Origin of the sequence: Stenotrophomonas cyclobalanopsidis, from assembly GCF_008710035.1 — a bacterium.
Classification (GTDB): Bacteria; Pseudomonadota; Gammaproteobacteria; order Xanthomonadales; family Xanthomonadaceae; genus Stenotrophomonas; species Stenotrophomonas cyclobalanopsidis.
Window position 1 is genome coordinate 119,572 of sequence record NZ_VYKI01000006.1, and the last position, 25,980, is coordinate 145,551.

25 protein-coding genes are annotated in these 25,980 nt (G+C 68.3%); 11 read left to right on the forward strand and 14 right to left on the reverse strand.

The window, feature by feature from the left end; genetic code table 11:
• The first annotated feature begins 97 nt into the window (after positions 1 to 97).
• From lldR to FJU31_RS07045, 5 genes are all read left to right on the forward strand, one after another.
• Positions 98 to 862: a transcriptional regulator LldR gene (gene lldR / locus FJU31_RS07025; protein WP_150454105.1), complete on the forward strand. Its 765-nt coding sequence runs from the start codon at positions 98 to 100 to the stop codon at positions 860 to 862.
• Positions 863 to 880: 18 nt separating this feature from the next.
• A complete protein-coding gene (gene lldD / locus FJU31_RS07030; RefSeq protein WP_150454106.1) occupies positions 881 to 2,020 on the forward strand; it encodes an FMN-dependent L-lactate dehydrogenase LldD in 1,140 nt (379 codons plus the stop codon).
• On the forward strand, positions 2,017 to 3,723 hold the full coding sequence (gene dld, locus FJU31_RS07035) for a D-lactate dehydrogenase (protein WP_150454107.1): 1,707 nt from the start codon (positions 2,017 to 2,019) through the stop codon (positions 3,721 to 3,723). The genes lldD and dld overlap by 4 nt, the downstream gene beginning before the upstream one ends.
• 92 nt (positions 3,724 to 3,815) lie before the next feature.
• Complete coding sequence (locus FJU31_RS07040) at positions 3,816 to 4,424, forward strand: SMI1/KNR4 family protein (RefSeq protein ID WP_150454108.1); 609 nt, start codon at positions 3,816 to 3,818, stop codon at positions 4,422 to 4,424.
• 149 nt (positions 4,425 to 4,573) lie between these two features.
• Positions 4,574 to 5,458, forward strand: a complete 885-nt coding sequence (locus tag FJU31_RS07045) for a hypothetical protein (protein WP_150454109.1) — start codon at positions 4,574 to 4,576, stop codon at positions 5,456 to 5,458.
• Positions 5,459 to 5,707: 249 nt separating this feature from the next.
• On the opposite strand, the gene FJU31_RS07050 is transcribed toward FJU31_RS07045, so the two are convergent.
• Positions 5,708 to 6,004, reverse strand: coding sequence for an I78 family peptidase inhibitor (locus tag FJU31_RS07050; RefSeq protein ID WP_150454110.1), 297 nt, complete (start codon positions 6,002 to 6,004; stop codon positions 5,708 to 5,710).
• A 167-nt stretch (positions 6,005 to 6,171) separates the two neighbouring features.
• On the opposite strand from FJU31_RS07050, the gene FJU31_RS07055 reads away from it, so the two are divergent.
• Together FJU31_RS07055 and FJU31_RS07060 are read left to right on the forward strand one after the other, a co-directional pair.
• Complete coding sequence (locus FJU31_RS07055) at positions 6,172 to 6,843, forward strand: decarboxylase (RefSeq protein WP_150454111.1); 672 nt, start codon at positions 6,172 to 6,174, stop codon at positions 6,841 to 6,843.
• 72 nt (positions 6,844 to 6,915) lie between these two features.
• A complete protein-coding gene (locus FJU31_RS07060) occupies positions 6,916 to 7,692 on the forward strand; it encodes a CDP-diacylglycerol diphosphatase (protein WP_150454112.1) in 777 nt (258 codons plus the stop codon).
• Here the strand turns inward: FJU31_RS07060 and FJU31_RS07065 are convergent.
• Both FJU31_RS07065 and FJU31_RS07070 read right to left on the reverse strand, forming a co-directional pair.
• A complete protein-coding gene (locus FJU31_RS07065; protein ID WP_150454113.1) occupies positions 7,689 to 8,300 on the reverse strand; it encodes a GNAT family N-acetyltransferase in 612 nt (203 codons plus the stop codon). The two genes, FJU31_RS07060 and FJU31_RS07065, sit on opposite strands and share 4 nt — an antisense overlap.
• Positions 8,301 to 8,476: 176 nt before the next feature.
• The gene (locus tag FJU31_RS07070) at positions 8,477 to 9,118 is read right to left on the reverse strand and encodes a hypothetical protein (protein ID WP_150454114.1); all 642 of its coding nucleotides are present in this window, start codon (positions 9,116 to 9,118) and stop codon (positions 8,477 to 8,479) included.
• Between the two features lie 187 nt (positions 9,119 to 9,305).
• Here FJU31_RS07070 and FJU31_RS07075 point away from each other — a divergent pair, with 187 nt between their 5' ends.
• Entirely contained in the window at positions 9,306 to 10,466 is a 1,161-nt protein-coding gene (locus tag FJU31_RS07075) for an amidohydrolase family protein (protein ID WP_150454115.1), read from the forward strand.
• 406 nt (positions 10,467 to 10,872) lie between these two features.
• On the opposite strand, the gene FJU31_RS07080 is transcribed toward FJU31_RS07075, so the two are convergent.
• Positions 10,873 to 11,754: a LysR substrate-binding domain-containing protein gene (locus FJU31_RS07080; RefSeq protein WP_150454116.1), complete on the reverse strand. Its 882-nt coding sequence runs from the start codon at positions 11,752 to 11,754 to the stop codon at positions 10,873 to 10,875.
• A gap of 93 nt (positions 11,755 to 11,847) precedes the next feature.
• Here FJU31_RS07080 and FJU31_RS07085 point away from each other — a divergent pair, with 93 nt between their 5' ends.
• The 3 genes from FJU31_RS07085 (at position 11,848) to FJU31_RS07095 (ending at position 14,663) form a co-directional block, all read left to right on the forward strand.
• Positions 11,848 to 12,546: an ankyrin repeat domain-containing protein gene (locus FJU31_RS07085; RefSeq protein ID WP_150454117.1), complete on the forward strand. Its 699-nt coding sequence runs from the start codon at positions 11,848 to 11,850 to the stop codon at positions 12,544 to 12,546.
• A gap of 52 nt (positions 12,547 to 12,598) precedes the next feature.
• Positions 12,599 to 14,056, forward strand: coding sequence for an amidohydrolase family protein (locus FJU31_RS07090; protein ID WP_150454118.1), 1,458 nt, complete (start codon positions 12,599 to 12,601; stop codon positions 14,054 to 14,056).
• Positions 14,057 to 14,249: 193 nt separating this feature from the next.
• The gene (locus FJU31_RS07095) at positions 14,250 to 14,663 is read left to right on the forward strand and encodes a hypothetical protein (RefSeq protein ID WP_246161241.1); all 414 of its coding nucleotides are present in this window, start codon (positions 14,250 to 14,252) and stop codon (positions 14,661 to 14,663) included.
• Positions 14,664 to 14,714: 51 nt separating this feature from the next.
• Here the strand turns inward: FJU31_RS07095 and FJU31_RS07100 are convergent, their stop codons facing one another.
• The 10 genes from FJU31_RS07100 to cpaB all read right to left on the reverse strand — a co-directional run bounded on the left by FJU31_RS07100 (position 14,715) and on the right by cpaB (position 25,964).
• Entirely contained in the window at positions 14,715 to 15,419 is a 705-nt protein-coding gene (locus FJU31_RS07100; RefSeq protein ID WP_150454119.1) for a DUF2968 domain-containing protein, read from the reverse strand.
• Between the two features lie 99 nt (positions 15,420 to 15,518).
• Positions 15,519 to 17,666 (reverse strand): TadG family pilus assembly protein, encoded by a 2,148-nt coding sequence (locus tag FJU31_RS07105; RefSeq protein WP_150454120.1) that lies wholly within the window; start codon positions 17,664 to 17,666, stop codon positions 15,519 to 15,521.
• 10 nt (positions 17,667 to 17,676) lie between these two features.
• A complete protein-coding gene (locus FJU31_RS07110) occupies positions 17,677 to 18,159 on the reverse strand; it encodes a DUF3613 domain-containing protein (RefSeq protein WP_425473644.1) in 483 nt (160 codons plus the stop codon).
• Complete coding sequence (locus FJU31_RS07115) at positions 18,156 to 19,037, reverse strand: tetratricopeptide repeat protein (RefSeq protein WP_150454121.1); 882 nt, start codon at positions 19,035 to 19,037, stop codon at positions 18,156 to 18,158. The genes FJU31_RS07110 and FJU31_RS07115 overlap by 4 nt, the downstream gene beginning before the upstream one ends.
• A 5-nt stretch (positions 19,038 to 19,042) precedes the next feature.
• Entirely contained in the window at positions 19,043 to 19,972 is a 930-nt protein-coding gene (locus tag FJU31_RS07120; protein WP_150454122.1) for a type II secretion system F family protein, read from the reverse strand.
• Between the two features lie 28 nt (positions 19,973 to 20,000).
• Positions 20,001 to 20,933 (reverse strand): type II secretion system F family protein, encoded by a 933-nt coding sequence (locus tag FJU31_RS07125; protein ID WP_150454123.1) that lies wholly within the window; start codon positions 20,931 to 20,933, stop codon positions 20,001 to 20,003.
• Position 20,934: 1 nt separating this feature from the next.
• Positions 20,935 to 22,284, reverse strand: a complete 1,350-nt coding sequence (locus FJU31_RS07130) for a TadA family conjugal transfer-associated ATPase (RefSeq protein ID WP_150454124.1) — start codon at positions 22,282 to 22,284, stop codon at positions 20,935 to 20,937.
• The gene (locus FJU31_RS07135) at positions 22,269 to 23,480 is read right to left on the reverse strand and encodes a P-loop NTPase family protein (RefSeq protein WP_246161242.1); all 1,212 of its coding nucleotides are present in this window, start codon (positions 23,478 to 23,480) and stop codon (positions 22,269 to 22,271) included. Before FJU31_RS07135 ends, FJU31_RS07130 begins: the two co-directional genes overlap by 16 nt.
• A gap of 69 nt (positions 23,481 to 23,549) precedes the next feature.
• Positions 23,550 to 24,908, reverse strand: a complete 1,359-nt coding sequence (locus FJU31_RS07140; RefSeq protein ID WP_150454126.1) for a type II and III secretion system protein family protein — start codon at positions 24,906 to 24,908, stop codon at positions 23,550 to 23,552.
• An 18-nt stretch (positions 24,909 to 24,926) separates the two neighbouring features.
• Positions 24,927 to 25,964 (reverse strand): Flp pilus assembly protein CpaB, encoded by a 1,038-nt coding sequence (gene cpaB / locus FJU31_RS07145; protein ID WP_150454127.1) that lies wholly within the window; start codon positions 25,962 to 25,964, stop codon positions 24,927 to 24,929.
• Between the last annotated feature and the right edge of the window lie 16 nt (positions 25,965 to 25,980).

Consider the following 25,980-nt stretch of genomic DNA (forward strand, 5'->3'; position numbering starts at 1 on the left):
GACGCTCCAGCCCGGATTCGGCAGACGCCTTGAATCGCCAGCGCAGCCGACATCGAGAAAGGTCATACCAATGTGCGTCCGCCGCACGGTGTGCACGATGACCTCGCCGCGTGTCTCCGACAAGGTGGCCGCGCAGCTGCGGCTGCTGGTGCAGGAACAACAGCTGCAACCCGGCGACCGGCTGCCGGCCGAGCGCACCTTGGCGCTGGAGCTGGGCGTCTCGCGAACCGCGCTGCGCGAGGCCATCGCGCAGCTGGCCAGCCACGGGCTGCTGACCGCCCGCGTCGGCGGCGGCACCTACGTGGCCGACCCGGCGGCAATCGCCCGGCAGGCGCTGCAGGAACCCTTGGTACCGTACCTGCCGGTGTTCCAGGGCGATCCGGAATACCGTTTCGATGTGCTGGAGATCCGCCACGCGCTGGAAGGCGCCACGGCGTGGCATGCCGCGCTGCGTGCCACCGACGAGGACCGCGCGCGCATCAGCCGGGCCTTCCAGACCATGCTGGACGCGCACGGCAAGAACGACCCGGCCGGCGAGGCGGCAGCCGATGCGGCCTTCCACCTGTCCATCGCCGAGGCCTCGCACAACCTGGTGTTGCTGCAGGTGATGCGCGGCCTGTTCGAGCTGCTGCAGACCAACATCTCGCAGAGCCGCGAGAAGCTCTACACCTCGGCAGCAACCTTTTCGCCCTTGTCCGACCAGCATCGCGAGATGATGGATGCGGTGCTGGCGGGCGATCCCGAACGCGCGCGCGTGGCTGCCCATGCCCACCTTGAGTTCGTGCACACCACGCTGCGCACGCTCGATGACAACGAAGCCCGGCGTGCGCGAGCCTCGCGTCTACCTTCCCCGCATGGCTGATGACTTCCGGTTGACCCCATGATCATTTCCGCTTCCACCGATTACCGTGCCGCAGCCGAGCGTCGACTGCCGCCGTTCCTGTTCCACTACATCGATGGTGGCGCATATGCCGAGCACACGCTGAAGCGCAACGTGTCCGACCTGTCCGACATAGCGCTGCGCCAGCGCATCCTGCGCAACATGTCCGACCTGAGCCTGGAAACCGAGCTGTTCGGCGAGACGCTGGCGATGCCGGTGGCGCTGGCGCCGGTCGGCCTGACCGGCATGTACGCCCGGCGTGGCGAGGTGCGGGCCGCGCGTGCGGCGGACAGCCGTGGCATCCCGTTCACCCTGTCGACCGTCTCGGTGTGCCCGATCGAGGAAGTGGCGCCGGCCATCCAGCGGCCGATGTGGTTCCAGCTGTACGTGCTGCGTGACCGCGGTTTCATGCGCAACGCGCTGGAGCGTGCGCAGGCGGCCGGCGTGACCACCCTGGTGTTCACCGTGGACATGCCGGTGCCCGGCGCGCGCTATCGTGACGCGCATTCGGGCATGAGCGGTCCCAATGCCTCGCTGCGCCGCATCGGCCAGGCCATCACCCACCCGCGCTGGGCGTGGGACGTGGGCCTGCTTGGGCGCCCGCACGACCTCGGCAACATTTCTGCCTACCGCGGCCATCCGACCGGGCTGCAGGACTACATCGGCTGGCTGGGCAGCAACTTCGATTCTTCGATCTCCTGGAGGGACCTGGAATGGATCCGCGAGTTCTGGAAGGGGCCGATGGTGATCAAGGGCATCCTCGACCCGGACGACGCGCGCGACGCGGTAAAGTTCGGCGCCGATGGCATCGTGGTTTCCAACCACGGTGGCCGCCAGCTGGATGGCGTGCTGTCCACCGCACGCGCACTGCCAGCCATCGCCGATGCGGTGCAGGGCGACCTGAAGATCCTCGCCGATTCGGGCATCCGCAATGGCCTGGACGTGGTGCGCATGCTGGCGCTGGGTGCCGATACGGTGCTGCTGGGCCGCGCCTTCGTCTATGCACTGGCCGCGCAGGGAGAGGCCGGCGTGGCCAACCTGCTGGATCTGGTCGCCAAGGAAATGCGGGTGGCGATGACGCTGACCGGTGCGCGCCGGATCGCCGACATCGGCCGCGATTCGCTGGTCAGCCTGCCATGAGCGACCATGCGAACGTGCTGGCGCAGCTTCGCACGGCCGTCGGCAGCCGCCATGTGCTGACCGGCGACAAGGCGACCCGGCGGTTCCGCCGCGGCTATCGGTTCGGCGAAGGCCCGGTGCTGGCCGTGGTGCGCCCGGGCACGCTGCTGGAACTGTGGCGGGTGCTGCAGGCCGCGGTGCAGGGTGGGGCGGCGATCATCCTGCAGGCGGCCAACACCGGCCTGACCGGCGGTTCGACTCCCGATGGCAGCAACTACGATCGGCCGATCATACTGGTCAGCACGCTGCGCCTGACCGGCATCCAGCTGTTGAATGAGGGCCGCCAGGTGCTGTGCCTGCCCGGCGCGACGCTGGATCGTCTGGAACAGACGCTGGCACCGCTGGGGCGCGAGCCGCATTCGGTGATCGGCTCGTCGTGCATCGGTGCCTCGGTGCTGGGCGGCATCTGCAACAACTCCGGCGGCGCACTGGTGCGGCGTGGCCCGGCCTATACCGAGATGGCACTGTTCGCCCAGGTCGACGCACAGGGCCAGCTGCTGCTGGTCAACCACCTCGGCATTGCCCTCGGCGATACGCCTGAGCAGATTTTGCAGCGCCTGCAGGCGGGCGACTACAGCCCCGCCGATGTCGGCGACGGCGATGGCCGCGCTGCCTCCGATGCGCGTTATGCCGAGGATGTGCGACGTATCGATGCGGATACGCCCGCACGCTTCAACGCCGATCCCAGCCGTCATTACGAGGCCTCCGGTTCGGCGGGCAAACTGGCGGTGTTCGCCGTGCGCCTGGATACCTTCGAGATGGAAGCTGCCGAGGTGTTCTACATCGGCAGCAACCGCACCGCCACGCTCACCGCCATCCGCCGCCAGCTGCTGACCGGCTTCGAACGCCTGCCGATTGCCGGGGAGTACATCCACCGCGATGCGTACGACATCGGTGAGCGTTACGGCAAGGACACCTTCCTGCTGATCGATCGCCTCGGCACGGCGCGCGTGCCGGCCGCGTTCGCGCTGAAGAGCCGCGTCGATGGCTGGTTCGAGCGGCTGGGCCTGAGCGGGGTGACCGACCGCGTGATGCAGGCGCTGGTCGACCTGCTGCCGTCGCACCTGCCGCCGCGCATGGGCGAGTTCCGCCAGCGGTATGAGCATCACCTGCTGCTGAAGGTATCGGCGCAGGATGCCGCGAAAACCGAGCGCTGGCTGCGCGAGTGCTTCGCCAACCATGAGGGCGGATTCTTCCGCTGCAACGCCGAGGAAGGACGCAAGGCCCTCCTGCATCGCTTTGCCGTGGCTGGTGCGGCGGTGCGCTACCGCGAGATGCATCGCACGCAGGTGCAGGACATCGTGGCGCTGGACATCGCCCTGCGCCGCGACGATGCGGACTGGTTCGAGACGCTGCCGGCCGACATCGATGGGCGCCTGCTGCACAAGCTGTACTACGGGCACTTCCTCTGCCATGTGTTCCACCAGGATTACATCGCGCGCAAAGGCGAAGACCCGACGGCCATCGAACATGCGATGTGGGCGCTGCTGGACCTGCGTGGCGCCGAGTACCCGGCCGAACACAACGTCGGCCACCTGTACCCGGCCAAGCCGGCGCTGGCCGGCTTCTATCGTCAGCTGGATCCGAGCAACACGTTCAATCCCGGTATCGGCCACACGTCCAAGGCAGCGGGGTGGGGCGGCTGCGATTGCAGCGGGCATTAGCTGCGTATTGGTCAAAAATTAGGATTTGTTGCATTCCCCAATGATGGGCTTGGCACTAGCCTGAGGTACTGGCTGACACGGATACGGAACAAATGCAGAGTGCAGATCAAATATGGGCGTCGATAAAGGCGCCGCTTCTCGAAAAGGGCTGCCTGGATGAGATGCAGTTACGGCCGGGAGCTTCTGAAGCGGAACTGGTTGAACTGGAGGCTCAGCTTGGAGTCGCGCTGCCGGATCTGTTAAGGCAGTTGTTGATGATTCACAATGGACAGGATGGGTTCGGCATTCTCTTTGGAAGTCAGATGCTCTCGGTCGCGGAAATCATCCAACAGTGGCGAGGTTGGCGTGAGGTTGAGGCCGACGGCATGAACGAAAGCTGCGCCGAATTTATGGAGTCCAGTCCCGCTGGCGTGGTCAAGCCGATGTACACGAATGCGCGCTGGATACCGCTGACCCACGACGGCGGAGGAAATCACATGGGACTGGATTTCGACCCCGACGTCGCGGGTAATCAAGGTCAAATGATTGCGTTCGGTGCGGATGAAGATACTAAGTACCTTCTTGCCCCGACTTTCGACACGTTCGCTGAAAAGGCCGTCGAGTGGCTCAGGCATGCAAGCTGGGATGGTGAGAGCCTGGAGTCGTCAATTGATGATGGCTTCGCTCCCGCAGCAATTCTCCGCACTGCCTACCGGCCGTAACATCAAGGTGCGCGTGCATATGCAGCCGGGGTCCGACAACCGGCACATCGGCCACACGTCCAAGGTAGCGGGGTGGGGCGGCTGCGATTGCAGCGGGCATTGACTATCATCGGCATTCCGCAGGGACGCGCCGACGCGCAGGGATGACGATGCACACGATGATTTCGCGAGCTGGGTGGTCTGCGCTGCTGCTGTCCACGCCGGCACTGGTATCTGCGCAGGGCTCGATCCTGCCGCAGCAGCGCGACGCCGCAGGCAATGTGATGGAACCGCTGGGCCAGGTGCTGTTGCCCTGCGAGGATGGCGGCGACCGCCTGCAGAACTGCACGGCTGATCGCGCCTGGTGCGTGGCCCTGCAGCCCAGCGATAAGGAAGGAGAGGCGTCCACCACGCTGGTGGTGACCGAGCGTGCACAGGGCACCGGCCAGCCGCAGTCGTGGCACGTGGCGATGGATGTGCCGGTGGAAGGCGAGCTGTCCGTATGGCCGTGGATCGTGCGCCTGGCACCGGGTGTGGACGCCGACCAGACCGTGGCCGATCCGCAGCAGCGGGCACGACAGAACGTGCTGGTCGGCGGCATCAGCAAGGTCAGCAACATGTATTCCGGCGGCGTTGCCGATGCGTCGCGCCTGCAGCTGGCACGGGTGCGGCACCTGGACGACGGCATCCAGGTCGACAATGACGTGCTCGGTGTGGCCTGGGCGGGACATGCGGAGATCCGTGCCTGCTTCAGCGAGCAGGACATGAAGCAGCGCGCTGGCGCCTGCCATGACAGCTACGGGTTCTCGGCCAGGCTCTCGCTGGATTCGACCGCTACGGCGATGCCGGTGCTGCGCTACCAGACCGTGGCCACGCGTTTCCCGGCCGGTGTGTCTCGCAACGAGGATTCGCTGGCAAGGGGACCGCTGACCAAGAAGGACCTGCGCACCGAGCAGGACCCGGCGTGCACGTATGTGCGCACGTTCCGCTTCAGTGGCGGTGCTTATCAGCCGGAGCAGGCGTTGCCGGATTGCGCGGGCTATACCGAGCCCTGAGCGCGGTAGAGTCGAGCTTGCTCGACTGCGTTTGCGGGGGCAGCCGAGCATGGCTCGGCTCTACAGAAGGCCACAGCAGCCGAGCATGGCTCGGCTCTACAGAAGGCCAGAGCAGCCGAGCATGGCTCGGCTCTACAGAAGGCCAGAGCAGCCGAGCATGGCTCGGCTCTACAGAAGGCCATAGCAGCCGAGCATGGCTCGGCTCTACAGAAGGCCAGAGCAGCCGAGCATGGCTCGGCTACAGTCGGGTCACTCGCAGCGTGCGGCGGTGATGACGTTGTTCTTGTCCACGTACACGCGCAGGCGGTCCGGGCGGATGTCCTTGGTGGTGATGGTGGTTGGTCCGATTGGGTTGACCAGGCCGGCACCGCTTTCACGGGACAGGCGGCGCATGTTCTCTTCGTTGCCCGGCTGGCCGACGGCCCAGCCCAGGGTGCTGGCATCGCAGCGGCCGCTTCCCTTGACCTGCGGGCCAGGCGTGCTGACGCAGGCCGACAGCAGCAGGGCAGTTGCAGGAAGCAGCAGAAAGAGGCGGTGGGCAGTCATGCGGGCGCTCCATTGCAGGGGAATGGCCGCACCATAGCACTGTCTGCCGCGGCCCCGGCAGCGATCGGATCATTGCCGCTGGCCGACCGCCGATGCATAGTGCGCGAACGTACGGCATCGCGCCGACGGGCAGGTCGGGCCATTCCGGCGCAGGTGCGGAACAGGGTATGAAGGCAGGCAGTGCGCACGGACAGGGCTGGCTGACCTCGATGGCGTTGCTGCCGTTGCTGCTGGCAGCCGCGACGGTCAACGCCGCGGCCATTGATCCGGCAGTGGCGGCCGCAACCGCCGATGGCGCCCCCGTGTTCGGTGGCTGGCGCAACCTGCAGACCGAGGCCGGCCATGAGCCGGCGCAGCGCAACCTGGCGTTCGGCATGCTGCCGCAGGACGCGACCCGCGGCGACCGCTTCGTCATCCTTGATCGCGAAGGCCACCGCGCGGTGTGCTGCCTGCAGGTGGCCAGTCCGTCGCTGGGCGTGGCCGCGCTGCGCGAGCAGTACCATCTCGCACAGGCCGGGGTGGATGACCTCGGCAACGTGCGCAGCCCGTCCCGCCCCTACGTGCCGCATGTCTACGCGATGCAGCGGGTGGATGAGCTGTCCGATTACACCTTCGCCGATGTTGCCGGTGCCTACAGCGATCTGGGCGGCCTGCTGCTGCCGGAAGCCGCCGCGCTGGACTCCGAGGCGGCCACGGTGCGCCTGGGCGAGGTGCAGTACCGGCTGCAGTTCCAGCGCCAGCCCTTTGCCGATGACGATGGTGCGCTGGACCGCTACACCCTGCAGGCCCCCGGCAATGGCGCGGCGAAGGTCGTGGAAGTGCCGTTCGGGACCTACTGAGCCGGTCGATGCGGGCAGTCGAGCAAGCTCGACTCTACAATGTTCGCTGCACCTGATTACCGAGTTTCCTCCGTGTCCCTGCGTCCGCTGCTGCTGTTGTCCCTGACCACCCTGGCTGCCTGTGCCAGCGCGCCGCCGCCGCCGGCCCATTCCGATGCGCTGTGGCGCCTGATCGAGCGTGACTGCGAAGGGGGCGATGGCCCGCGAGGTGCCTGCCTGCAGGTGCAGCCCGGCGCCGACCGCCGCGACGTGCTGGTCAAGGATTTGCATGGGGATTACCAGTTCCTGCTGATGCCGCTGGACAAGGTCAGCGGCATTGAAAGCCCCGGACTGTACCGCAAGGGCGTGCCGAACTACTTCGCCGCCGCATGGCAGGCGCGCTCGCACACCCAGCAGGCGCTTGGCCAGCCGCTTCCGCGCGACGTGGCCAGCCTGGCGTTGAACTCGCCGCATGGGCGATCGCAGCACCAGCTGCACATCCACGTGGATTGCCTGCGTGCCGACGTGGTGCAGGCGCTGGACGCGCAGCGTGCGGTGCTGGGTCCGCAGTGGGCGCCGCTGCCGGTTCCGCTGCGTGGCCACCCGTACCAGGCGCGCGTGCTGCCGGGCGCCGAGCTGACCGCCAACCCGCTGAACCTGCTGGCCTTCGACCTGAGTGGCCCGGCCGATGTCGGCAACTGGAGCCTGCTGGTGGCCGGGCACCGCGATGCGCACGGCGCCCCCGGGTTCGTGCTGCTAGCGACCCGGCTCGACACCGCCACCGGCAACGACGCCAGTGCCGAGGAGCTGCAGGACCACGCCTGCGGCGTGCTGACCGGCGCCGGGTCCGCGCTGGAGAGGGTGCGCTAGCCCTGCTCGGGGTGCTGGCGGCGCCAGGTCGGCGCCGTCAGTGCATGCAGACTGCGGTCTTCCCAGCCGTCAGGCCCCAGATGATGGTCGCGCAGCAGGCCTTCGTTCTCGAAGCCGGCAGCGCGCAGCACGTCCGCAAGCCCGGCGCTATCGTCGGGCGGAAGCATCACGTAGACGCGGTGCAGCCCGACCTGGTCGAACAGGAAGGGGCACAGCGCCTGCAGCGTGTCGGCGAAGCGCTGCGCATCGGTCCAGTCGGCCTGGCAGAAGCGCTGCAGCTCGGCACTGCGATCGCGCGCGGACTGCAGCCGCACGGTCAGCTGGTCGATCAGGGTCTGGCTGGGCTGGTCGAACACGCCCAGCAGCAGACGGTCATTGTCTTCCTGCAGACGCGAGCGCTGGATGCCGATGAACAGCTGCACCTCGGCCTCGCTACGGCAGTTCATGTTGCAGCGGCTGCGGCGCTGGCCGCACAGCGTGCGCCAGCCGGGCAGGTCGGTGCGCTGCAGCGAGCGCAGGTTGATGGAACCATGGCCCAGCAGCAGCAGGTGGCGGCGCAGTACCGGGTGCAGGGCAGGAGGGGAAGCAAGGTTCGGTTCGATGCACATCCGGCCACCATCACGCCTGCGCGGGGCGATGCCCATGAAATTTGTTGCAAAGTGCGGAGCCTGCTGTGCGATGGTCCGGGGCGGTTCAGGAATGAGGACCGTCGAGCCCACAATGGACTAACCATGGTCAACCGCAGCCGTAGAGTCGAGCTTGCTCGACTACCGCTCGCTCGCCGTCAAGGCAGCGCCTGCACGCTGTACGACTCGATGACGTAGCTGAAAGCCCGTTGCTGGCGGTCGCGCAGCAGGGCGCGCACTTCCAGGATGACGCCATGGTCGCCATCGCCGCGCGGTGGCCAGAAGGTCCGGTCGGCGAGAGTCTGGCGCTGGAAGCCGAGGGGGCCGACCACGCGGCCGAAGGGTTCGTCGCTGCTGTCCAGCACCTGGTTCATCGCCGCGCTGAGACGCCCCGGCAGGTACCAGTTGTCGGCTTCGGAGAGTACGCGGCTGCCGCAGACCAGTTGCACGCGACGGTAGCGCAGCGGCGTATCGGCGTCCGCGCCTAGCGCCTTCTGCACGTCGGCCGGTGCCGCCTTGTCCTGGCCATGCACGCGTACGGCGCGCACGCGGGCCTGTTCGGCCAGGCCGTGCTCGGCGCACCAGCTTTCCAGCGTACCGGTTGCACTGGGGCCGGCCAGCACGCGCCGGTGCAGCTGTTCGACCATGGCGGCGGGCGCGATGCGCTGCTGCCCGGGCGGCGCCTGCAGCGGCGCGGTGGCGCCGGCATCGGCGGCGGACAGGCTGGCGATCGGGGCAGCGGCCAGCAGGGATGCCGCCTGCCAGCGGCGGAGACGATCGTGGCGGTCGGACGGGCCCATGCGGCATCACAGCGGAAACAGGCGCCCATGTTACCCGTTCAGGCGTGTCCCGGGCGTGCCGAAAGCGTCGCGACCCGTCAGGCATTCATCGCGTTGCCAAATATGAGGCATGCAGATATTTCGTTGGCCGATGGGCCGGGCGGGGCGCACGATGGGCCCCTTGTCTGGCTTTCCGGGAGTTTCCCCCATGACCCTGCAGTTCATCCACGGCGGCGTCGACCGCGAGGGTGCGCCGGTGCATTTCCACGTCCGCGAAGGGCGTTTCGAGGGCTTCAACCGCGCAAGGGGTCCGGCTGAAGGTGCCGAGGTCATCGACCTGCAGGGCTTCACCCTGCTGCCGGCGCTGGTGGATGGGCATATCCATCTGGACAAGAGTTTCGTCGGCGACCGCTGGCATCCGCACCAGCCGGTGGCCAGCCTGCGCGAGCGCCTGGCGGTGGAAAAGGCCGGCGTGGCCGACGCCGCGCCGATGGTAACCCGCGCCGAGGCGCTGATCCGCCAGTGCAGCCGCTTCGGCACGGTGGCGATGCGCTGCCATGTCGATATCGATGCCAGCACAGGCCTGCGGCACCTGCAGGCCGTGCGCGAGGCTGCGCAGCGCTGCGCCGACATCATGCAGATCCAGCTGGTGGCGTTCCCGCAGGCGGGGGTGATGTCCTGCGCGGGCACGGCCGCGGTGCTGGAGCAGGCCCTGGCCGAGGGCGTGGAAGTGCTGGGTGGCATCGACCCGACCACGCTGGATGGCGATGCCGAGGGGCAGCTGGCGCTGCTGTTCGGCCTGGCTGAGCGGTATGGCGTGCGCCTGGACATCCACTTGCACGAACCGGGCGAAACCGGCCTGGCCCAGCTGCTGCGCATCGCCGCGCGTACGCGTGCGGCCGGGCTGCAGGGCAGGGTGGCGGTCAGCCACGCCTACGCACTGGGCGAGGTGCCGCTGGCGCGCGCCCTGCAGGTAGGCGAGGCCTTGGTGGCCGCCGGCGTGTCGATCATGAGCAACGCGCCCGGGAATCATCCGTTCCCGCCGCTGCGGGCGCTGCACGATGCCGGGGTACGGGTTTTCGCAGGCAACGACAACATCCGTGACTGCTGGTGGCCCTACGGTAATGGCGATCTGCTGCAGCGGGCGATGCTGCTGGGCTACCGTTCGGGGTTCTACATGGATGCGGACCTGATGCTGGCGCTGGACATGGTGACCACGCATGCGGCGGCGGTGATCGGTTTGCCGGACTACGGAATCGGCGAGGGGCTGCCGGCGACGTTCGTGGCGGTGCGGGCGGATCACGGTCCGGCGGCGGTGGCGGGTGTGCCGGTCGAGCGGCGCGTGGTCGTCCAGGGGCAGTGGGTGTAGTCGGCAGGGCTTGCCGCCCTGCACCCGCTTAAAGCAACGGCAACGGCCAAAGCCAGAGCGGTATTCCGTGGGATGGCGGGGCGGTGTGGGTGGGTGCCGACCGTTGGTCGGCACATCTGTCAGATAGCGAAATTTATCTGGGATCAGGGCCTGTGCCGACCAACGGTCGGCACCCACATCAGCAGCAGGATCCATCAGCAGCAGGTTCCGACAGATCGCGGAAACCTGTCGAAGGCGGGGTGGGTCCGATTGAGGGGGCGTGAGCCGCATGGATGCGGCGACCGAGCCTACATGGACGTATTTACGGCGTCCCCTTCAACCGGACCCACCCCGCCAACCCACGGAATGTACGCTTCTAAGGTTGACGTTGACGTTGAGCAGGTGCAGGGCGCAGCCCTGCCGAACTTTACTCCGCCTCGCGCTGGACCTGCCGCCAGAGCTCGGCGGCGAGCGCGCGCACCGCATCATCCGCATCCGGCCGATGCAACAGCCCGATCTCATAGTTCTCCACCACCGGCAGGCCACGCTCGCCATCGATCACGCGGTGCTCGCGGTTCACCGCGCGACGTGGCAGCAGGCTGATGCCGATGCCATCGGCCACCGCCCCCTGGATGCCGCTCAGCGACGAACTGGTGAACGCGATGCGCCAGCGCAGGCCCAGTGCCTCCACCGCCTGGATCATCTCGTCGCGGTACAGGCCGCGCGGCGGGAACGTTACCAGCGGCAGCGGATCCAGCTGCAGGCTGCTGCTGCGCTGGCTGTCGATCCAGTGCATCGGCTCGCGCCGGCAGTGCACGGCCTGGCGCGTGTTGCGCCGCTGCTTGACCAGCACAAGGTCCAGCTCGCCATGGTCGAAGCCATGCGCCAGGTCGCGGCTCAGGCCGCTGCTGATCTCCAGCTTCACCTGCGGGTGGCGGCGGCTGAAGGCGGCCAGCATGCGCGTGGTCTGCGCGTTGACGAAATCCTCCGGCACGCCGATGCGCACTGCGGTCTCCACCGTGGCGCCGGCCAGGGCCTGGGCCATTTCTTCGTTCAGGTCGAGCATGCGCCGGGCGTAACCCAGCAGCGTGTGCCCGGCGTCGGTGGGGTGCACGTCGCGGTGGCCGCGTTCGAGCAGGCGGTGCCCGGCCAGCTCCTCCAGCCGCCGCACCTTCTGGCTGACCGTGGACTGGGTGGAATGCAGGCGGGTGGCGGCAGTGGTGAAACTCCCGCAGTCGGCAACCATCACCAGCGCACGCAGCAGGTCCAGTTCGAACAGCGTTCTATTCGATTTGGCACTGTCTTGCATTTGAACATTTCACTTCTGGATGCACGTGGCGACTTCTACCATGCAGGGCAGGGGGCGGCAAGCACGGCGCCCCGCTGCACCGGAGAACCGCAGATGCGCATCGCTCGTCGCCCTCGTTTGCCCGGCCCGCTGGGTCGCCTGTTGCTGCTGTGCCTGTTGGCGATGGTGGTGCCGGGCTGTTCGGCCACGGCCGGTTCGGTCGATGCGCGCCTGCGCGATGCTGCCGCGCGAGGCGATGCCGCCGCCGTGCGTGCGGCAGTAGAGGACGGCGCCGATCTGGAATCGCGCGATGGGCAGGGCCGCACCGCGCTGCTGCTGGCGACCCACGGCAACCACCTCGATGCCGCACGCGAACTGATCGAGGCCGGTGCCGACGTCAACGCCAAGGATGCGATGCAGGACAGCGCTTACCTGTATGCCGGTGCGCGCGGCCTGGATGACATCCTCGCGCTGACCCTGGCCCACGGTGCCGATCTGCGCAGCACCAACCGCTACGGCGGCACCGCCCTGATTCCCGCCGCCGAGCGCGGCCATGTGGCCACCGTGCGCACGCTGCTGCGCGCGGGTGTGGCGGTGGACCATGTCAACCGCCTGCACTGGACCGCGCTGCTGGAAGCGATCCTGCTCGGCGATGGTGGCCCGCGCCATGTGCAGATCGTGCAGCTGCTGCTCGACGCCGGCGCCAATCCCGACCTGGCCGATGGCGATGGCGTGACGCCGCTGATGCACGCACGCCAGCGTGGCTACACCCCTATTGAAACCCTGCTGCGCCGCGCTGGCGCCAGCCGCTGATCCCCGTCCCCTTCCACCCTGCGCGTTACGCGCGCCCACCAGGATGCCGTCCATGTTCCAGTCCCGTCCGTTGTCCCTTGCGATCCTCCTTGCCGTCGCACCGCTGTCGGCCTCCGCTGCCGAGCGCGCCGACCTGCTGATCCGCAACGCCACCGTGGTCGATGTCGAACATGCGCGCAGCCTTCCGGGGCAGAGCGTGGTCATCCGTGGCGATGACATCGTCGCCGTCGGCCCCGATGCGCAGCTGCGCAGCCAGTGGAGCGCGAGCCGCCAGATCGACGCCAAGGGCAAGTACCTGATCCCGGGCCTGTGGGACATGCACGTGCACTTCGGCGGCGGCCCGGCCCTCATCGAAGAGAACAAGGCGCTGCTGCCGCTGTACATCGCCCATGGCATCACCACCGTGCGCGACTGCTCGGGCGACCTGCCGGGGCAGGTGCTGCAGTGGCGTGGCGAGATCGCCAAGGGCACGCTGTTCGGGCCGCGCCTGCTCAGCTCCGGCGCCAAGATCGAAGGCATCAAGCCGGTCTGGAAGGGCACCATCGAAGTGGGCAGCGAGGCTGACGTCGACAAGGCGATCACCCGCCTGCAGCACGACAAGGTCGATTTCGTGAAGATCACCGACAGCACGCTGAAGCCGGAACTGTTCCTGTATTCGGCCAGCGCCGCGCGCAAGGCCGGCTTCAAAGCCTCGGGCCACATCCCGATGGCGCTGACCGTCGAACAGGCGGTCGATGCCGGCCTCGCCTCGATCGAGCATCTCGATTACGCCTTCAAGGCCGGCAGCAAGGATGAAGCGCAGATCGCCGCCGATTTCGGTGCCGGCCGCATCGACCGTGCCGAAGCCAACCGCCGCCTGGATGCCAGCTTCGACCACGATACGGCGATGCACACCTACCGCGACTTCGCCAAGCGCGGCGTGTTCGTGACCCCGACTCTCAATGGCGGCCGCATCCTCGATTTCCTCGACCAGGATGACCATGCCAACGATCCGTACCTGGCCTACATCGGCCCGGGCCTGCGTGCGACCTACCAGTGGCGCGTGGATCGCGCGGCCAAGGCGACCCCGGCGCAGATCGAAGCGCGCCATGCGCAGTACCACCAGGTGGCCTCGGTGCTGCCGATGCTGCAGGAAGCGGGGGTGACGATCATCGCCGGAACCGATGCCGGCTTCCTCAACTCGTACAACTTCCCGGGCATCGCGTTGCACCAGGAACTGCAGCTGTTCGTGAAGGAAGGCCTGAGCGCGCCGCAGGCGCTGTCGGCGGCCACGCGTTCCGGCCCGGCATGGTTCGGCCAGATGGACCGCTACGGTGGCGTCGCCCGCGGCAAGGCGGCCGACCTGGTGCTGCTGACCGCCAACCCGCTGCAGGACATCGCCGCGACGGAAAGGATTGACAGCGTGATCCTGCGCGGCATCGTGTATGACCGTGCGGCGCTGGACAAGATGCTGGCCGACACCAAGGCGAAGGTGGCGGCGTGGAATGCCCAGGCGGCCAAGGCGAAGTGATCGGCTGCGGGGTCAGAGCCCTTTCCAGTGGAAAGTGATCCGCCCCCCCGGCAGTACAGCCCAGGATCCGCCGTGCGGCTTGCACGCCTGTGTCCGATGGAGGGCAGGCGGTTGCAGGTGGGCGACGCGTTCCGCTCTGGCGCCGGGCGGTCGATGCTGGCCACGATGACCGCTCTGCCACGGAGGACGCTGCATGAAGAAGATGCTGTCGGGGGCGATGGTGGGGTGTTGGCTGCTGGCCGGTACCGCGCTGGCCCAGACCCATGTCTACAAGTGCGTGGACGGGCCGCACCCGGTCTACCAACAGACGCCGTGCCAAGGCCGGGCGGAATGGCGCTGGGACGTGCCCGCCGAAGCGGCGCAGGCACGAGGCAAGGGGGAGTCGAAGCCCGCGCGCCCCACGCAGGCGGTCAGGGCGCCGACCAATGTGCGGCGTGGCCGTCGCGCTCGGGCCGAGGGCGCGTTGATCACCCTGGCGCGTGATCCAGCCGGCTGCGAGCAGGCACGCCGCGAGCAGGCGCGGAAGATGACGCATGCGCGCCGGCTGGACTACCAGCAGCGGCGGCAGCTGGATGACGCACTGCGCCTGGCCTGCCAGTCCCCCTGAAACAGCAACGGCACCCTAAGGTGCCGTCGCGTGTGGTGCAGTGCCAGGAACTCAGTTTCCGTCGCGGGCTGCCGCCGGAGAACCGGAAGGGTCCGCCTTCGGCAGGCTGAGCTCCGGATTGCCCTGCTCGGCCTGCAGGATCTGGATGCGGCGCTGCAGGGCGTCCAGCTGGTTGTTGGTGCTCTGCACATCGGTGCTGAGGCTGACCGCCTGCTGCTGGGCCTGCTGCAGGGACGCGCTGACCTGGGCCGACTGTGCCTGCTGCTGTTCCATTTCCTGCTGCAGGGTGCGCAGGCGCTCTTCGTTGTACGACACCAGGCGCTCGGTGTAGCGCTTGCCTGCTTCCAGGCGGGTGGTGTCGATGTAGACCTGGGCCAGCTGCTCGGTCTGCTGCACGAAGGTGCGGTATACGCGCTCGGCGTTGTCGACGGCATCGGTCTTGATGACGCGCCAGAAGTTCTTTTCCTGGAACAGTGCCACGTAGTAGGTCAGGGTGCTGTCATTGAACAGCAGGCTGGCGCCGTAGTTGCCGTTGTAGGTGGTACGCAGCTCGGTCAGCTGGTTGCCATCCATCAGCTGCTTGAGTTCGTCCACCGTATTGCGCACCACCGGCCCGCTGCGGACCGGTTCGGCCGCCGCTTCGCGATCGCCGCGTGCTGCCAGTGCCGAGGGTGCCACCAGGATCATGGCCATGGCCAGCAGTGCCGCGCCGCGCGGATACCGGGCGAAGACGGTGCCCCCTGAAGTTTCTCGCATGTCTAGACCATCCACGAACGAAGTGTGGTTGAAATGAATGTGGTTCCCCGCCGCGAGTCTAGCATGGGTCCAGCAGACGCCAGCCGCACTGGACGGCACTCAATACACCAGCTGGGCGGCATTGCACTGGATCGATTGCATGCTGACGTCGGTCCGGCCCAGTTCCAGGCCCAGCAGATTGGCCAACAGGTCGGTCAGCAGATCGCCGACGCTGTTGAGTACAGGCTTGAGGATCTCCAGGATCGGCGTGAGCACCGTGCACAGCAGGCCCGAGCAGCTGACGTTGTTACCGGGGGCGGTGATGCCGCCACCGGCACTGGGGTCGTTGAACCCGCCGGGCTTGGTCTGGATGTAGGACGCCAGGTTGTCGCGCACGCAGTTGTTGTAGTCGAGCAGGTTGCCCAGCAGGCTGTCGCAGCGCTTCACCAGCAGCTGCCCGGTGAGACCGCCGATCAGTCCTTCCAGGGCTCCCAGGCCCTGGCCGGTGACGGTGACCCGGTACGCAGCCCAGACCGAGCCCGGCTCGTAGCAGGTTCCGAGCAGGAGCAGACCGCAGGCGTACGGCACGCCGCTGGGCGCGGCCCACTCTCCCAGTCCCTTCAGTTCAATGGAAGGATTTCCGTTGATCAGCAGCGGAATGACCTTGTCGACGTTGTAGCGGGCACCGGGGGCGTGTGCGGCGGTCAGGTAGCGGTCGGCCAGGGCCGTCGCGGCCTGCTTGGCATCGCTGGTGGGGCCGCTCAGCATGCCGGACAGCACGCGCAGCAGCTCATTGACCAGGCCTGACACCGTATCGCCCAGCGCCAGCGGATTGACTCGGGTGGAACCGGTCTGGCCGGCGGCCAGCGTCAGGTTCTGGCTGTCTGTCAATGCCGGCAGGGTGATCTTGTTGTTGATCAGCGGTTGGCCGAGCAGGGTAAGCAACTGGGCGTTCTGCAGCGTCGCATCGCAGACATTGCTCTTCGAAAACACATCGGCGGCATTGACGGTGCCGACGCACGCCCGCAGCACCGAGGAATCGACCTTGACCGTGGCGGTGGGCGGTGTGGCGCCGCACTGGATCGAGGTCAGCGTGCCCATCGCATTGGTGACATCGACGTGCAGCGGCAGGTGCAGGCGCGTACCCAGCAGCGACAGCAGTGCGCCGATGGCAGGCACGCGGTTGCTGTCGACGTCTACCATCAACCGCACCTGCGCGTTGTAGGCGCGTACACCGATGCCACCGATGGCGATCGACGGCGGCTCGATCACGCCGGCCTTGGCCTCGATGCCCAGCAGGTTGAGACCGCGGACCTGCAGGCCATTGTTGTCATTGGCGATGGAAATGCCTGTATTGAGCAGGTCCAATACGTTGATCTTCGATTCAAGCGCGCTGCCGATGGTTCCATCCGGAGCGATGACTTCGGCGAACAGGCCGCCACCGCCGGTCTGGCTGCCGAGGGTGATGTTGGCCTGGTTGATGTCCAGGCCGGTCGACACCAGGCTGCCCAGCGCGCGCAGTTGTGCGGCGGCCACGCTGTCACGTCCGAGCACGACGGCGGTGGCATCGACCAGCTGGGCCAGCGAGATCCTGTTGACCGACAGCAGCCGGTTGAAATCGGCCACGCTCAGGTTGGCCTCCACCGGGATGCCCAGTGCCTTCAGCAGACCCGACGGGGTCACGCTGACCTGGGCGAGGCCGTCGTAGGACAGCACGGTGGCGTCGCTTGCATCCAGGCCGATCAGGCGCAGGGTGGACATCAGCGGCGAGTTGCCATTGTTGCGCAGCAGCTGCGAGCCCACGCTATACACCGCGGACGGCGCGGTGCGCTTGGCCACGGCCTGGCCGCTGACCGTCGGCAGCTGCGCATTGATGCCGAAGAACGGCAGCACGCTGCGATGTGCCACCACCTTAACCGCATTGCGGGGGTTCTCCGCGCTGACGGCAGCAAGGAAGTGATCGGCGCTGGGGTGGTTGGCGTTCCAGTTGCCGCAGCTCACCTCCAGCTGGCCGCCGAAGCCATTTTCCTGCAGTGCGTTGTGGCGGGCGGCAGCATTGTCGCTGTTGCCCGACGTACACAGGTCCAGGCGCTGCGCGCCCGCCAGGGCGGCCAGGTCGGCCACCTTCTGTGCATCGCGCTTGGCCCAGAGCAGGTAGCCCACTTCCACCAGACCGAGCATCGCCACCAGCGAGACCAGCACCAGCATCATGGTGACCGACATGCCACCGCGTTGGTGGAAGGCAAGGGTGCGCGGCGGACCACTCATTGTCGGGTCCTCAGCGGCCGGAGCCGGATGCGCCGGACGCGGGCGTGACGTCGGTTTCGAAGAACTCCGGAATCTCGTGCTCGAAGCTCTTCAGGTAGCGCGCATAGCTGGCCGTGGCCTGGTCGCCGAGGATCGGCAGGCGGGCGCCGGCCTGGATGCCCGAAGCCTGCAGCTGGAACAGGTAGCGCACGGTCGCGCCGTTGCCGGTCGGCAGCAGGGCGACCGTGCTTTGGGCGGCTCGCGGTGCAGCCTGCGTGCTGACGGCGGAGGCGGTCGTCGCCACCGCAGGTGCGGTGAGATCCACGGTGGGCAGCTGCTGGGCCGGTGCCGACGGCGGCGCGTGCACGGGGGCCGGCACTGCGGGCAGGGGGCCGCCCATCATCTGGCCGGTGAGTGGCGGTTGCGGCGACTGCGCGGCGCTGGCCGAAGCCCACAGCAGGCATGTGGCGGCCAGGGCCATGCGAGGATGGAACAGGAAAATGCAAGCGGTCATGGCGTGTTCCCGGTGGGGTGGTCGGCACTGCCGAAGCGTTCAAGCATGGACGGCGGCAGACGCGGGACGAGGCGGTCGTCGCGCTCGCTGCGTGGGGTTTCGGCGGCAATGCGGCCGGGCACGGCCACGCGCGTGGCCATGGCGGTGCGCGCCGCTGAGACAGGCGTGGTGGCCGGCGTGCTGTGCGCGGTGTCACGCTGCTGCCAGCGTGCGCGGATCTGCTGTGCCTGCTCGCTGATGCTGCGCTGTACGTCCGGGCTGAGCTTGGCCTGCACCGTCAGCCGCTCCGCCGTTGCCGCATCACCGCGCAGCACGGCCCATAGCGCCAGGTTGGCGGTGGCCTTGGCATTGCCCGGCTGCAGCTCCAGCGCCTTGGCCAGCGGTTCGCGTGCCTGCTCCAGCTGGCCGGCACGCAGGCGCGCATAGCCCAGGTCGCCGAGGTAGTCGGTGTTCAACGGCTGCAGGCGGGTAGCGCGCGCCAGCGCCAGTTCGCTGGCGGCGTCATCGTTGCGGCGCGCCGCGATCAGGCCAAGGCCGTGCGCGGCAGCGGCGGCCTGGGCGCCGGAATCAAGGCTGCGATAGATGCCGGCGGCGGCGTCGGCCTGGCCGGTCTCGCGCAGGGCGTCGGCCTGCAGCAGGCGCAGCGCGGGCGCATCGCCGAAGCGCTGCCGATAGGCGTCGACATGGGCCAGCGAGGCAAACCATGCGCCCTGCTGCTGCATGCGCGCGATCAATTCCAGATAGGTGTTGCGGCTGTCCTGCGGGGCCGGCGTCGGTTCGGCCAGGCTGGGCCCCTGGCGATAGGCCGGGGTAGTGGAGGCGCAGCCGGACAGCATGGCCAGGGCGCACAGCAGATAGGCGGGGCGAAGCGCAGGCATGAGGTTCATCCCATCTTGGTCAAGGTATTGGCCAGCGCCACCAGCGCAGGGCCGGCAAGCACCAGCATCAGTGCCGGCAGCAGGGTCAGCATCATCACCACGGTCATCTTCACCGAGAGCTTTCCGACCTTTTCCTTCAGCGTGTTGCGGCGCTGTTCGCGCAGGCGCACGCTGAACTGCCGCAGGGGTTCCTGCACCGCGCCGCCATGCGCATGCACCTGCAGGATCAGCTGCACGAGGCTGGACAGGTCGTCATCACCGTAGACTTCACTGAGGCGGCGCAGCGACTGTGCGCGCGTGCGGCCCAACGAGTAGGCGGCGTTCGCTTCCTGGATCTCTCGGCCCAGCACGGGCAGCGCATCGCGCAGCTTGTCGCCCAGCGTCTGCAGGCTCTGATCCATGCTGAAGCCGACGCCCTGCAGCAGGCGCAGCAGGTCGATCAGCAGCGGCAGTTCGTTGGATACCGCACGGCGCCGCCGCGCCACCCAGCTGGACAGCGCGAACTTCGGCAGCAGCAGCCCCGCCGCCAGCGCAGCGATGACCACCATCAGGCGTGACACGCCGGTGGCATCACTCATTGCCAGTGAAGCCACCAGCACCAGCACGGCCAGCATCAGCCGCAGGGCGAGATAGATGGCGGTGCCTCGGCGCGTGTTCCAGCCGGCGAGGTCGAGCAGCAGCCGGTCTTCGTTGGCCAGGAGCGCGGCTTCCACGCGGCCACCGGTAAACAGTTGGCCGAGTTGCTGCAGCCAGCCGAAGGAGTCGCGCGCAGGCGCGGGCTCCGGCGGTGCGGCATCACGCGGTCGCAGTGCGGTCTGCAGGGTCGCGGAGGTGCGTGCTTCGCGGCTGCCACGCACCCAGCCGCCGAGGCCGAGCAGGCCCACGCCTGCGGCCAGCACCAGCAGGGCCAGCATCCACCAGGTGGCGGCGCTCATCGCAGGTCTCCCGGGTACAGATGCTTGGTCATAGCGAGCGCGCCAGTCGATACAGCAGGAATCCACCGACCAGCTCCAGGCCGAGGGCCATCAACAGCACCTTGTGGCCAAGCGGGTCGTGCAGCACGGGCTGGAAGAAATCGGGGCTGCTGATCGCCATCAGCACGGCGCATGCCGGCGGCAGCAGGCCCAGCACCCAGGCCGACATGCGGGTCTCCGAGGTCGTCGCGGCCAGTTCCTGCTCCGCCTGCTCGAGGTCGCGCATGAAATCGCCCATGCGCTGCAGGATCTGGTCGGAGCGTCCGCCGATTCGCACGCTGACGCCGATCACCACGGCAAGCACCCTGAGCACGTCCATCTGGTAGGGCCGTGCGGCCAGGCCCAGTGCCCGGTCAAGATCCATGCCGCTGCGCGCGTAGCGCACGGTGGTGTCGAGCATGCCCCGCAAAGGCGCGGTGGTCTGCCCCGATGCGGTCTGGAAGGCCATCTGCAGGCTGTTGCCGAGCGCGGTCAGGCGCACCAGGTTGTCGAGAAAATCCGGCAGCTGGTGCAGCAGGCGTGCGCGCAGGCGGGTAGTGCGGCGGACGATCCACAGCCCGCAGCCGAGCAGGTACAGGCCCAGCGTAAGCGGGAACATCCACAGCGTACCCAGGCGCAGCACCGCGACGACGGAAAGCGCGATGCCCGGCACGAGCAGCAGCAGCGGCAGTTTCCAGCCGGCGTCCAGGCCGGCGCGCTGCAGGAGGGCGTCCCAGGGCAGGGCGCGCTTGGCTGTCGAGGGCGCGGTACGCGCGGGGTCGGCCGCCGGCGCCGGCGTACTGCCGGCGCGGCCGAGCTGTTGCTCGGCGTGCTGCAGCGAGGTCTGGCGCTGCTCGCGGGCGTGCGCGGTGCCCCACAGCCATACGGCCGCAGCCAGCAGCAGGGCCATGACGCTCAGCAGCAGGAGCGCGGCGGTGCCCATTTCAGAAGTCTCCGTACAGCGACTCGCGCAGCTGCTGGCGGAACGGCTCCAGCTTGCGCGAATGGGGCTGGAAGCCGAGGCCGATCCAGCGGTTGACCTCCGCCCCGTCCGCGTCCACCTGCACTTCGTGGCGGAACATCTCCTGGGTGGTGATCAGGTTGTCGCTGACGCCGGTGATCTCGGTGATCGATACCAGGACGCGGCGGCCACTGGGCAGGCGCGCGATCTGCACGATGAAGTCGATCGCGCTGGCGATCTGCCGGCGCAGGCTGTCCTCGCTGCCCTGGAAGCCGGCAAAGCCAGCCAGCATCTCGATGCGATACAGGCAGTCGCGCGGTGAATTGGCGTGGATGGTGGCCATCGAACCGTCATGGCCGGTGTTCATCGCCTGCAGCATTTCCAGCACTTCGGCGCCACGCACCTCGCCGACCACGATGCGGTCCGGGCGCATGCGCAGGCTGTTGCGCACCAGGTCGCGGATGCTCACGGCGCCATGGCCATCGGCACCGCCCACGCGGCTCTCCAGGCGCACCACGTGAGGGTGGTTCAGCGACAGCTCGGCGGTGTCTTCCACGGTGATGACGCGCTCGGTTTCCGGTACGTAACTGGTCAGCGCGTTCAGCAGCGAGGTCTTGCCCGAGCTGGTGCCGCCGGAGACCAGAATGTTGCAGCGGCCCAGCACCATGGCCCTGATCAGCGCCTGCATCGGTGCGTCGAAGGTGCCCTTGGCCAGCAGTTCGTCCGGGGTGAAGGGGTCCTTGCGGAACTTGCGGATGGACACCATCGGCCCGTCCACGGCCAACGGCGAGATGATGGCGTTGAGGCGGCCGCCGTTGGGCAGGCGCGCATCCACCATCGGATTGGAATCATCCAGGCGGCGGCCGATCGGGGCCAGGATGCGGCGCAGGATGCGCAGCAGGTGGGTGTCGTCGGTGAAGCGCTGGGTCGCGCGCCGCAGTACGCCGCCCTGCGAGACATGCACGTCCTTGAAGCCGTTGATCAGGATGTCCTCGATCGTCGGATCGTGCAGCAGGTCATCCAGCGGGCCGAAACCGGTGAGCTCCTTCACCAGTCCCTCGGCGACGGTCTGCATCTCTCCCTCGTTGATCGGGATGCGCCATTCCTGGATGAAGCTGACGGTCTGCACCTGCACCCAGCGCGCGATGGTATCCGGCGCCCAGGAGTCGATGTCGATCCGCTCGTCTTCGATGCTGTTGAGCAGGTGCTCGTGCGCGGCCGACAGCACTTTCTGGTACTGCTCGGTCTGCGCGAACGGCGGGCTGGCCGGTGCGCTGTCAGGCAGCACGGCGCGCGCCATGGCATTGGGAAACAGGGTCACTTTGTCTTCCATGGCGTTCCACCCAGGGCAAGGGCTAGTCTTTCCCGCAGGCCGGGCGGCCGAGCCGGGCCGGCGGCCGGGTCCAGTCGCGCCACCAGCGGGGCGAGGGCGCGCAGGTACGGATCGCGCGGGGCATCCTGCAGCAGCAGATGGCCGTGGCTGGCCGCGGCCCGCACGCGCGGGCGCTCGGGCAGGGTGGCCAGCAGCGGCAGTTCGAAGCGGCGTGCGATCTGTTCGGGGGCCAGGCCGCTGTGTTCGTCATGACGGTTGACCACCAGCTGCAGCCGGCTTTCGCGTTCACGCTGCCCGCTCAGGTGCTTGAGGGCATGGTCGAGCGAGACCAGGGTGGCGATGGCGGTGTCGGCCACCAGCCAGATCTCGTCGGCCTGTTCCAGCAGCAGCGGCGGCAGCTGGCGCAGCGGGCAACCGCCGGCATCGCACAGCACACTGGTGAAGACCCCGCGCAGGCGCTGCAGCAGCGGGCCGGGATCGGAGGGCGGCACCGCGTCGCTGCCGCTGGCGCGGTCGAGCAGGACCAGGCCGCTGGTGTGCCGGGCCATGGCGGTGCGTGCGAGGGTGGCGTCGATGCGGCTGGCGTTGCGCAGCGCATCTTCGTAATGGAAGTGGCTGTCGAGGTTGAGGTACAGCGCGAGATCGCCCGCCGGCTGCGACAGCTCCATCAGCAGGCCGTCGGTTCCCATGGCATCGTCGCCTGCGTGGCTGCGCTGCTGCTGGGCGAGCACGGCCAGGTGCGCGGCCAGGGTACTGGTGCCAACGCCGGCGCGTACGCCAAGCAGCAGCACGAACCGCGCGCGGTGCGTCGGCTGTGGGGCGGCGGCGGTGCGCGGCGAGAGCGCCCGGCGCAGGGCGGTTTCGATTGCGCCGTTGTCGCTGTCCAGGTCGAGCACATCGCGCAGCCCGGCGCGCAGGGCCATCACCACGCCTTCCACCTGGCCGGTGCCGGTGGCACCCACGGCCATCAGGTTCAGGTCGGGCTGGGTCTGCTGCAGCTGCTCGGTCAGCACGGTCGAAGACGCCGCGTACTCCGGGCGGAAGTCGAGCAGCACCAGACTGTTGGCGCCTCGCTGCAGGTCCTGTGCGGAGGTCGGCTGCGTGCTGTCCTGCCAGTGCAGCACCGCCGATGCCGGCAGCCGCGACGCCAGCCGCGGCAGCAGTTCGCGATCAATGCCGTACAGCACCAGGTTCATCGCTGGTCCCGTGGCATGCAGTGGCTGGGCGGTGGCGTAGGGCATGGGCGTGGACTCGGCAGCATCGGGTCAGCGCGAGAAGCCTGGCACCGGGTCCTGGCTGACCGGGCCCAGCAGCCATGCACCCCATTCGGGCATGTGCGGGCGCGACTCGCGGTCGCCGGGCAGCGGCAGCTCGGTGTTGCGGGCCAGTGGCTGCACCAGGCGCGGGGTGACGATGATCACCAGCTCCTTGTCCTGGCGCTTGTAGTCGAGATTGCGGAAGAACGAGCCGATGATCGGCAGGTCCCCCAGCATCGGGATCTTGTTCACCGTGGACGCCACCGTTGAACTGACCAGGCCGCCGATGACGAAGCTTTCGCCGTCGCCCAGCTCGACCGTGGTGTCGGCGCGGCGCGTGCTGATCGAGGGGATCTGCACTCCATTGAGGGCGATGGAATTGGTGTAGTCCAGGTCGCTGGCTTCCGGCGCCACCTTCAGTGCGATGCGGTTGGGCGACAGCACGGTGGGGGTGACGGTCAGGCCGATGCCGAACGGCTTGTAGGTGACGGTGGTGGTGCCCAGGCCCTGCGGCTCGAGGATCGGCAGCTCGCCGCCGGCCAGGAAGCTCGCACTCTGGCCGGACAGTGCAACCAGGGTCGGCTCGGCCAGGACGCGGGCCATGCCGTTGCTCTGCAGCAGGTCGACGTCGGCATTCCACAGGCCCTTGGTCGAGCCGAACACCAGCCGGAATGCGGACGAGATCGGCGACTCTGCTTCGTTGCTGATGCCGCCCTCCGCCATTCCCGGCAGCACGCCGGTGTTGCCCGGCAGGATGCCGCCGGGGCGGGCGAAGCCATAGGCGAAGCCACCGTTGCGGTTCTGGAAGCTGATGCCGATCTGCTTCAGTGCGGTCTTGTTGAATTCGACCACCTTCACTTCCACCTGCACCACGCCACCACTGGCGATGGTGGAGGCGTCGGCCAGCATGCCGTCCTTGCCCAGGGCCATGGCCGCGGTCTTCTGCTCCTGCATGTGGGTCAGCATGCTGTCGCTGCTTCCCTGCAGCAGTCCCTGCTGGTCCTGCTGGGTGAACACCAGGCCATTGCGGCCGGCATCCGCGGCGCCCTGCACGGCGCTCTGCACGCGCACCTGCAGGCGCTGCGGCTCGCCCTGCTTCCTGTGCCACAACAGCAGGGTGGTGGTGCCGGGCGCCTTGCCGACCAGCAGCGCCTGGCGCTGGCCGCGCAGCATCACCACGTCGGCCACGCCCGGATCGGCGATCGCCACCCGTTCGAGATCGGCCGGCAGCGTCCACGGACGCTGTTCGCGGGCCTGCAGCACCAGCTCATCTGCCGCCACGCCCGTGCCGGGCGCCAGCAGCACCAGCAGCAGCGCCAGCCAGCGTTGGCGGGCGGTCGGGCGGGGATGCGGGCGATGTACGGTCATGGAAGGTCTCGGGGCAGGTCAAAGGGAACCGCGGGGGGCTGCACTGTCGCCACGGATGATCTCGATGCCGGCCGGGCGCGCGCCGGCGCGGCGCGGTGCAACCGGGCGCGGCGTCGCCCCGGCCACCGGCCGCGGTCGTGCTGCGCCGCCGGCCAGGCCGTCGCCGTCGATGCCGGCGTAGGCGTTGTTCTCGGGGCGCTGCAGCGCTTCCTGTTGTTCGCTGTCGAGGCCGCGCAGCGGATCCAGCACGCCGCGTGCCTGCGGGAACAGGGCAACATCGGGCAGGCCGGCATCGGCGGGGTTGCGCAGCGCCAGGAACAGCTTGCCCTGCTGCGCACCGAGCAGCAGGCGATTGGCTTCGTCCACCGGCACCGCCAGCACCGCGCTGCGTGCAGCCTGGGCGGTGTCGCTGCGGCTGGCCGTGCTGGCGCTGCCGGTGATGTCGGCGGCACGCGGGTCGTCGCCCTGCGCGTTGCCGCTGTTTTCAGCGCCGGCCTGTGCCGTGTCCACGGCGATGTCCTGCTGTCCATAGCTGAGCACGCGCAGGCGGGACAGCAGCAGGCGCGTCTGCGCCGGTTGCGGCTGGCCGTTCGTGCTGTTGTTGGCGCTGCGCAGGTTGAGGAAGACATCGACGAAATCGCCCGGCAGGATGCGGTTGCCCGCCCCCACCAGCTCATCGACCGGCACCGCCAACGCGCGCTCGCCGGGGCGAAGCTGCAGCGAGAAGCCCTGTGCCAGCAGGCCACGGCTGACCGTGGTGCCCTCGGCGATGTCCTGTACCGGCACCTTGCCGAGCACCGACGCCAGGTCGGACGAGGCGCCCGGTTCGGCGCTGGTGCGCTGGGCCAGGCGTACACCATCGGCGCGGATCGGTTCGCCGGCCGGCAGTCGTGCCACGGCTTCCACCACGGTTAGGGTGCGTGCGTCGGTGGTCGAGGCTGCCATGGGCGCGGTCGCCGTCGTGGCGGGCTTGCGCCCCACCATGAACGCCACTACCGCAAGCAGCGCGGCCAGGCCGATCAGTGCGATGGCGGCGATGCGGGTCAACTTGAGCATGGAAGCATCTCCTGAA

What these genes read in the sequence shown, in the direction of transcription:
- lldR (WP_150454105.1), top strand. Translation starts at nt 98, where the DNA reads ATGACCTCGCCGCGTGTCTCCGACAAGGTGGCCGCGCAGCTGCGGCTG.
- lldD (WP_150454106.1), top strand. Translation starts at nt 881, where the DNA reads ATGATCATTTCCGCTTCCACCGATTACCGTGCCGCAGCCGAGCGTCGA.
- dld (WP_150454107.1), top strand. Translation starts at nt 2,017, where the DNA reads ATGAGCGACCATGCGAACGTGCTGGCGCAGCTTCGCACGGCCGTCGGC.
- FJU31_RS07040 (WP_150454108.1), top strand. Translation starts at nt 3,816, where the DNA reads ATGCAGAGTGCAGATCAAATATGGGCGTCGATAAAGGCGCCGCTTCTC.
- FJU31_RS07045 (WP_150454109.1), top strand. Translation starts at nt 4,574, where the DNA reads ATGCACACGATGATTTCGCGAGCTGGGTGGTCTGCGCTGCTGCTGTCC.
- FJU31_RS07050 (WP_150454110.1), bottom strand. Translation starts at nt 6,004, where the DNA reads ATGACTGCCCACCGCCTCTTTCTGCTGCTTCCTGCAACTGCCCTGCTG.
- FJU31_RS07055 (WP_150454111.1), top strand. Translation starts at nt 6,172, where the DNA reads ATGAAGGCAGGCAGTGCGCACGGACAGGGCTGGCTGACCTCGATGGCG.
- FJU31_RS07065 (WP_150454113.1), bottom strand. Translation starts at nt 8,300, where the DNA reads ATGTGCATCGAACCGAACCTTGCTTCCCCTCCTGCCCTGCACCCGGTA.
- FJU31_RS07070 (WP_150454114.1), bottom strand. Translation starts at nt 9,118, where the DNA reads ATGGGCCCGTCCGACCGCCACGATCGTCTCCGCCGCTGGCAGGCGGCA.
- FJU31_RS07075 (WP_150454115.1), top strand. Translation starts at nt 9,306, where the DNA reads ATGACCCTGCAGTTCATCCACGGCGGCGTCGACCGCGAGGGTGCGCCG.
- FJU31_RS07080 (WP_150454116.1), bottom strand. Translation starts at nt 11,754, where the DNA reads ATGCAAGACAGTGCCAAATCGAATAGAACGCTGTTCGAACTGGACCTG.
- FJU31_RS07085 (WP_150454117.1), top strand. Translation starts at nt 11,848, where the DNA reads ATGCGCATCGCTCGTCGCCCTCGTTTGCCCGGCCCGCTGGGTCGCCTG.
- FJU31_RS07090 (WP_150454118.1), top strand. Translation starts at nt 12,599, where the DNA reads ATGTTCCAGTCCCGTCCGTTGTCCCTTGCGATCCTCCTTGCCGTCGCA.
- FJU31_RS07095 (WP_246161241.1), top strand. Translation starts at nt 14,250, where the DNA reads ATGAAGAAGATGCTGTCGGGGGCGATGGTGGGGTGTTGGCTGCTGGCC.
- FJU31_RS07100 (WP_150454119.1), bottom strand. Translation starts at nt 15,419, where the DNA reads ATGCGAGAAACTTCAGGGGGCACCGTCTTCGCCCGGTATCCGCGCGGC.
- FJU31_RS07105 (WP_150454120.1), bottom strand. Translation starts at nt 17,666, where the DNA reads ATGAGTGGTCCGCCGCGCACCCTTGCCTTCCACCAACGCGGTGGCATG.
- FJU31_RS07110 (WP_425473644.1), bottom strand. Translation starts at nt 18,159, where the DNA reads ATGACCGCTTGCATTTTCCTGTTCCATCCTCGCATGGCCCTGGCCGCC.
- FJU31_RS07115 (WP_150454121.1), bottom strand. Translation starts at nt 19,037, where the DNA reads ATGCCTGCGCTTCGCCCCGCCTATCTGCTGTGCGCCCTGGCCATGCTG.
- FJU31_RS07120 (WP_150454122.1), bottom strand. Translation starts at nt 19,972, where the DNA reads ATGAGCGCCGCCACCTGGTGGATGCTGGCCCTGCTGGTGCTGGCCGCA.
- FJU31_RS07125 (WP_150454123.1), bottom strand. Translation starts at nt 20,933, where the DNA reads ATGGGCACCGCCGCGCTCCTGCTGCTGAGCGTCATGGCCCTGCTGCTG.
- FJU31_RS07130 (WP_150454124.1), bottom strand. Translation starts at nt 22,284, where the DNA reads ATGGAAGACAAAGTGACCCTGTTTCCCAATGCCATGGCGCGCGCCGTG.
- FJU31_RS07135 (WP_246161242.1), bottom strand. Translation starts at nt 23,480, where the DNA reads ATGAACCTGGTGCTGTACGGCATTGATCGCGAACTGCTGCCGCGGCTG.
- FJU31_RS07140 (WP_150454126.1), bottom strand. Translation starts at nt 24,908, where the DNA reads ATGACCGTACATCGCCCGCATCCCCGCCCGACCGCCCGCCAACGCTGG.
- cpaB (WP_150454127.1), bottom strand. Translation starts at nt 25,964, where the DNA reads ATGCTCAAGTTGACCCGCATCGCCGCCATCGCACTGATCGGCCTGGCC.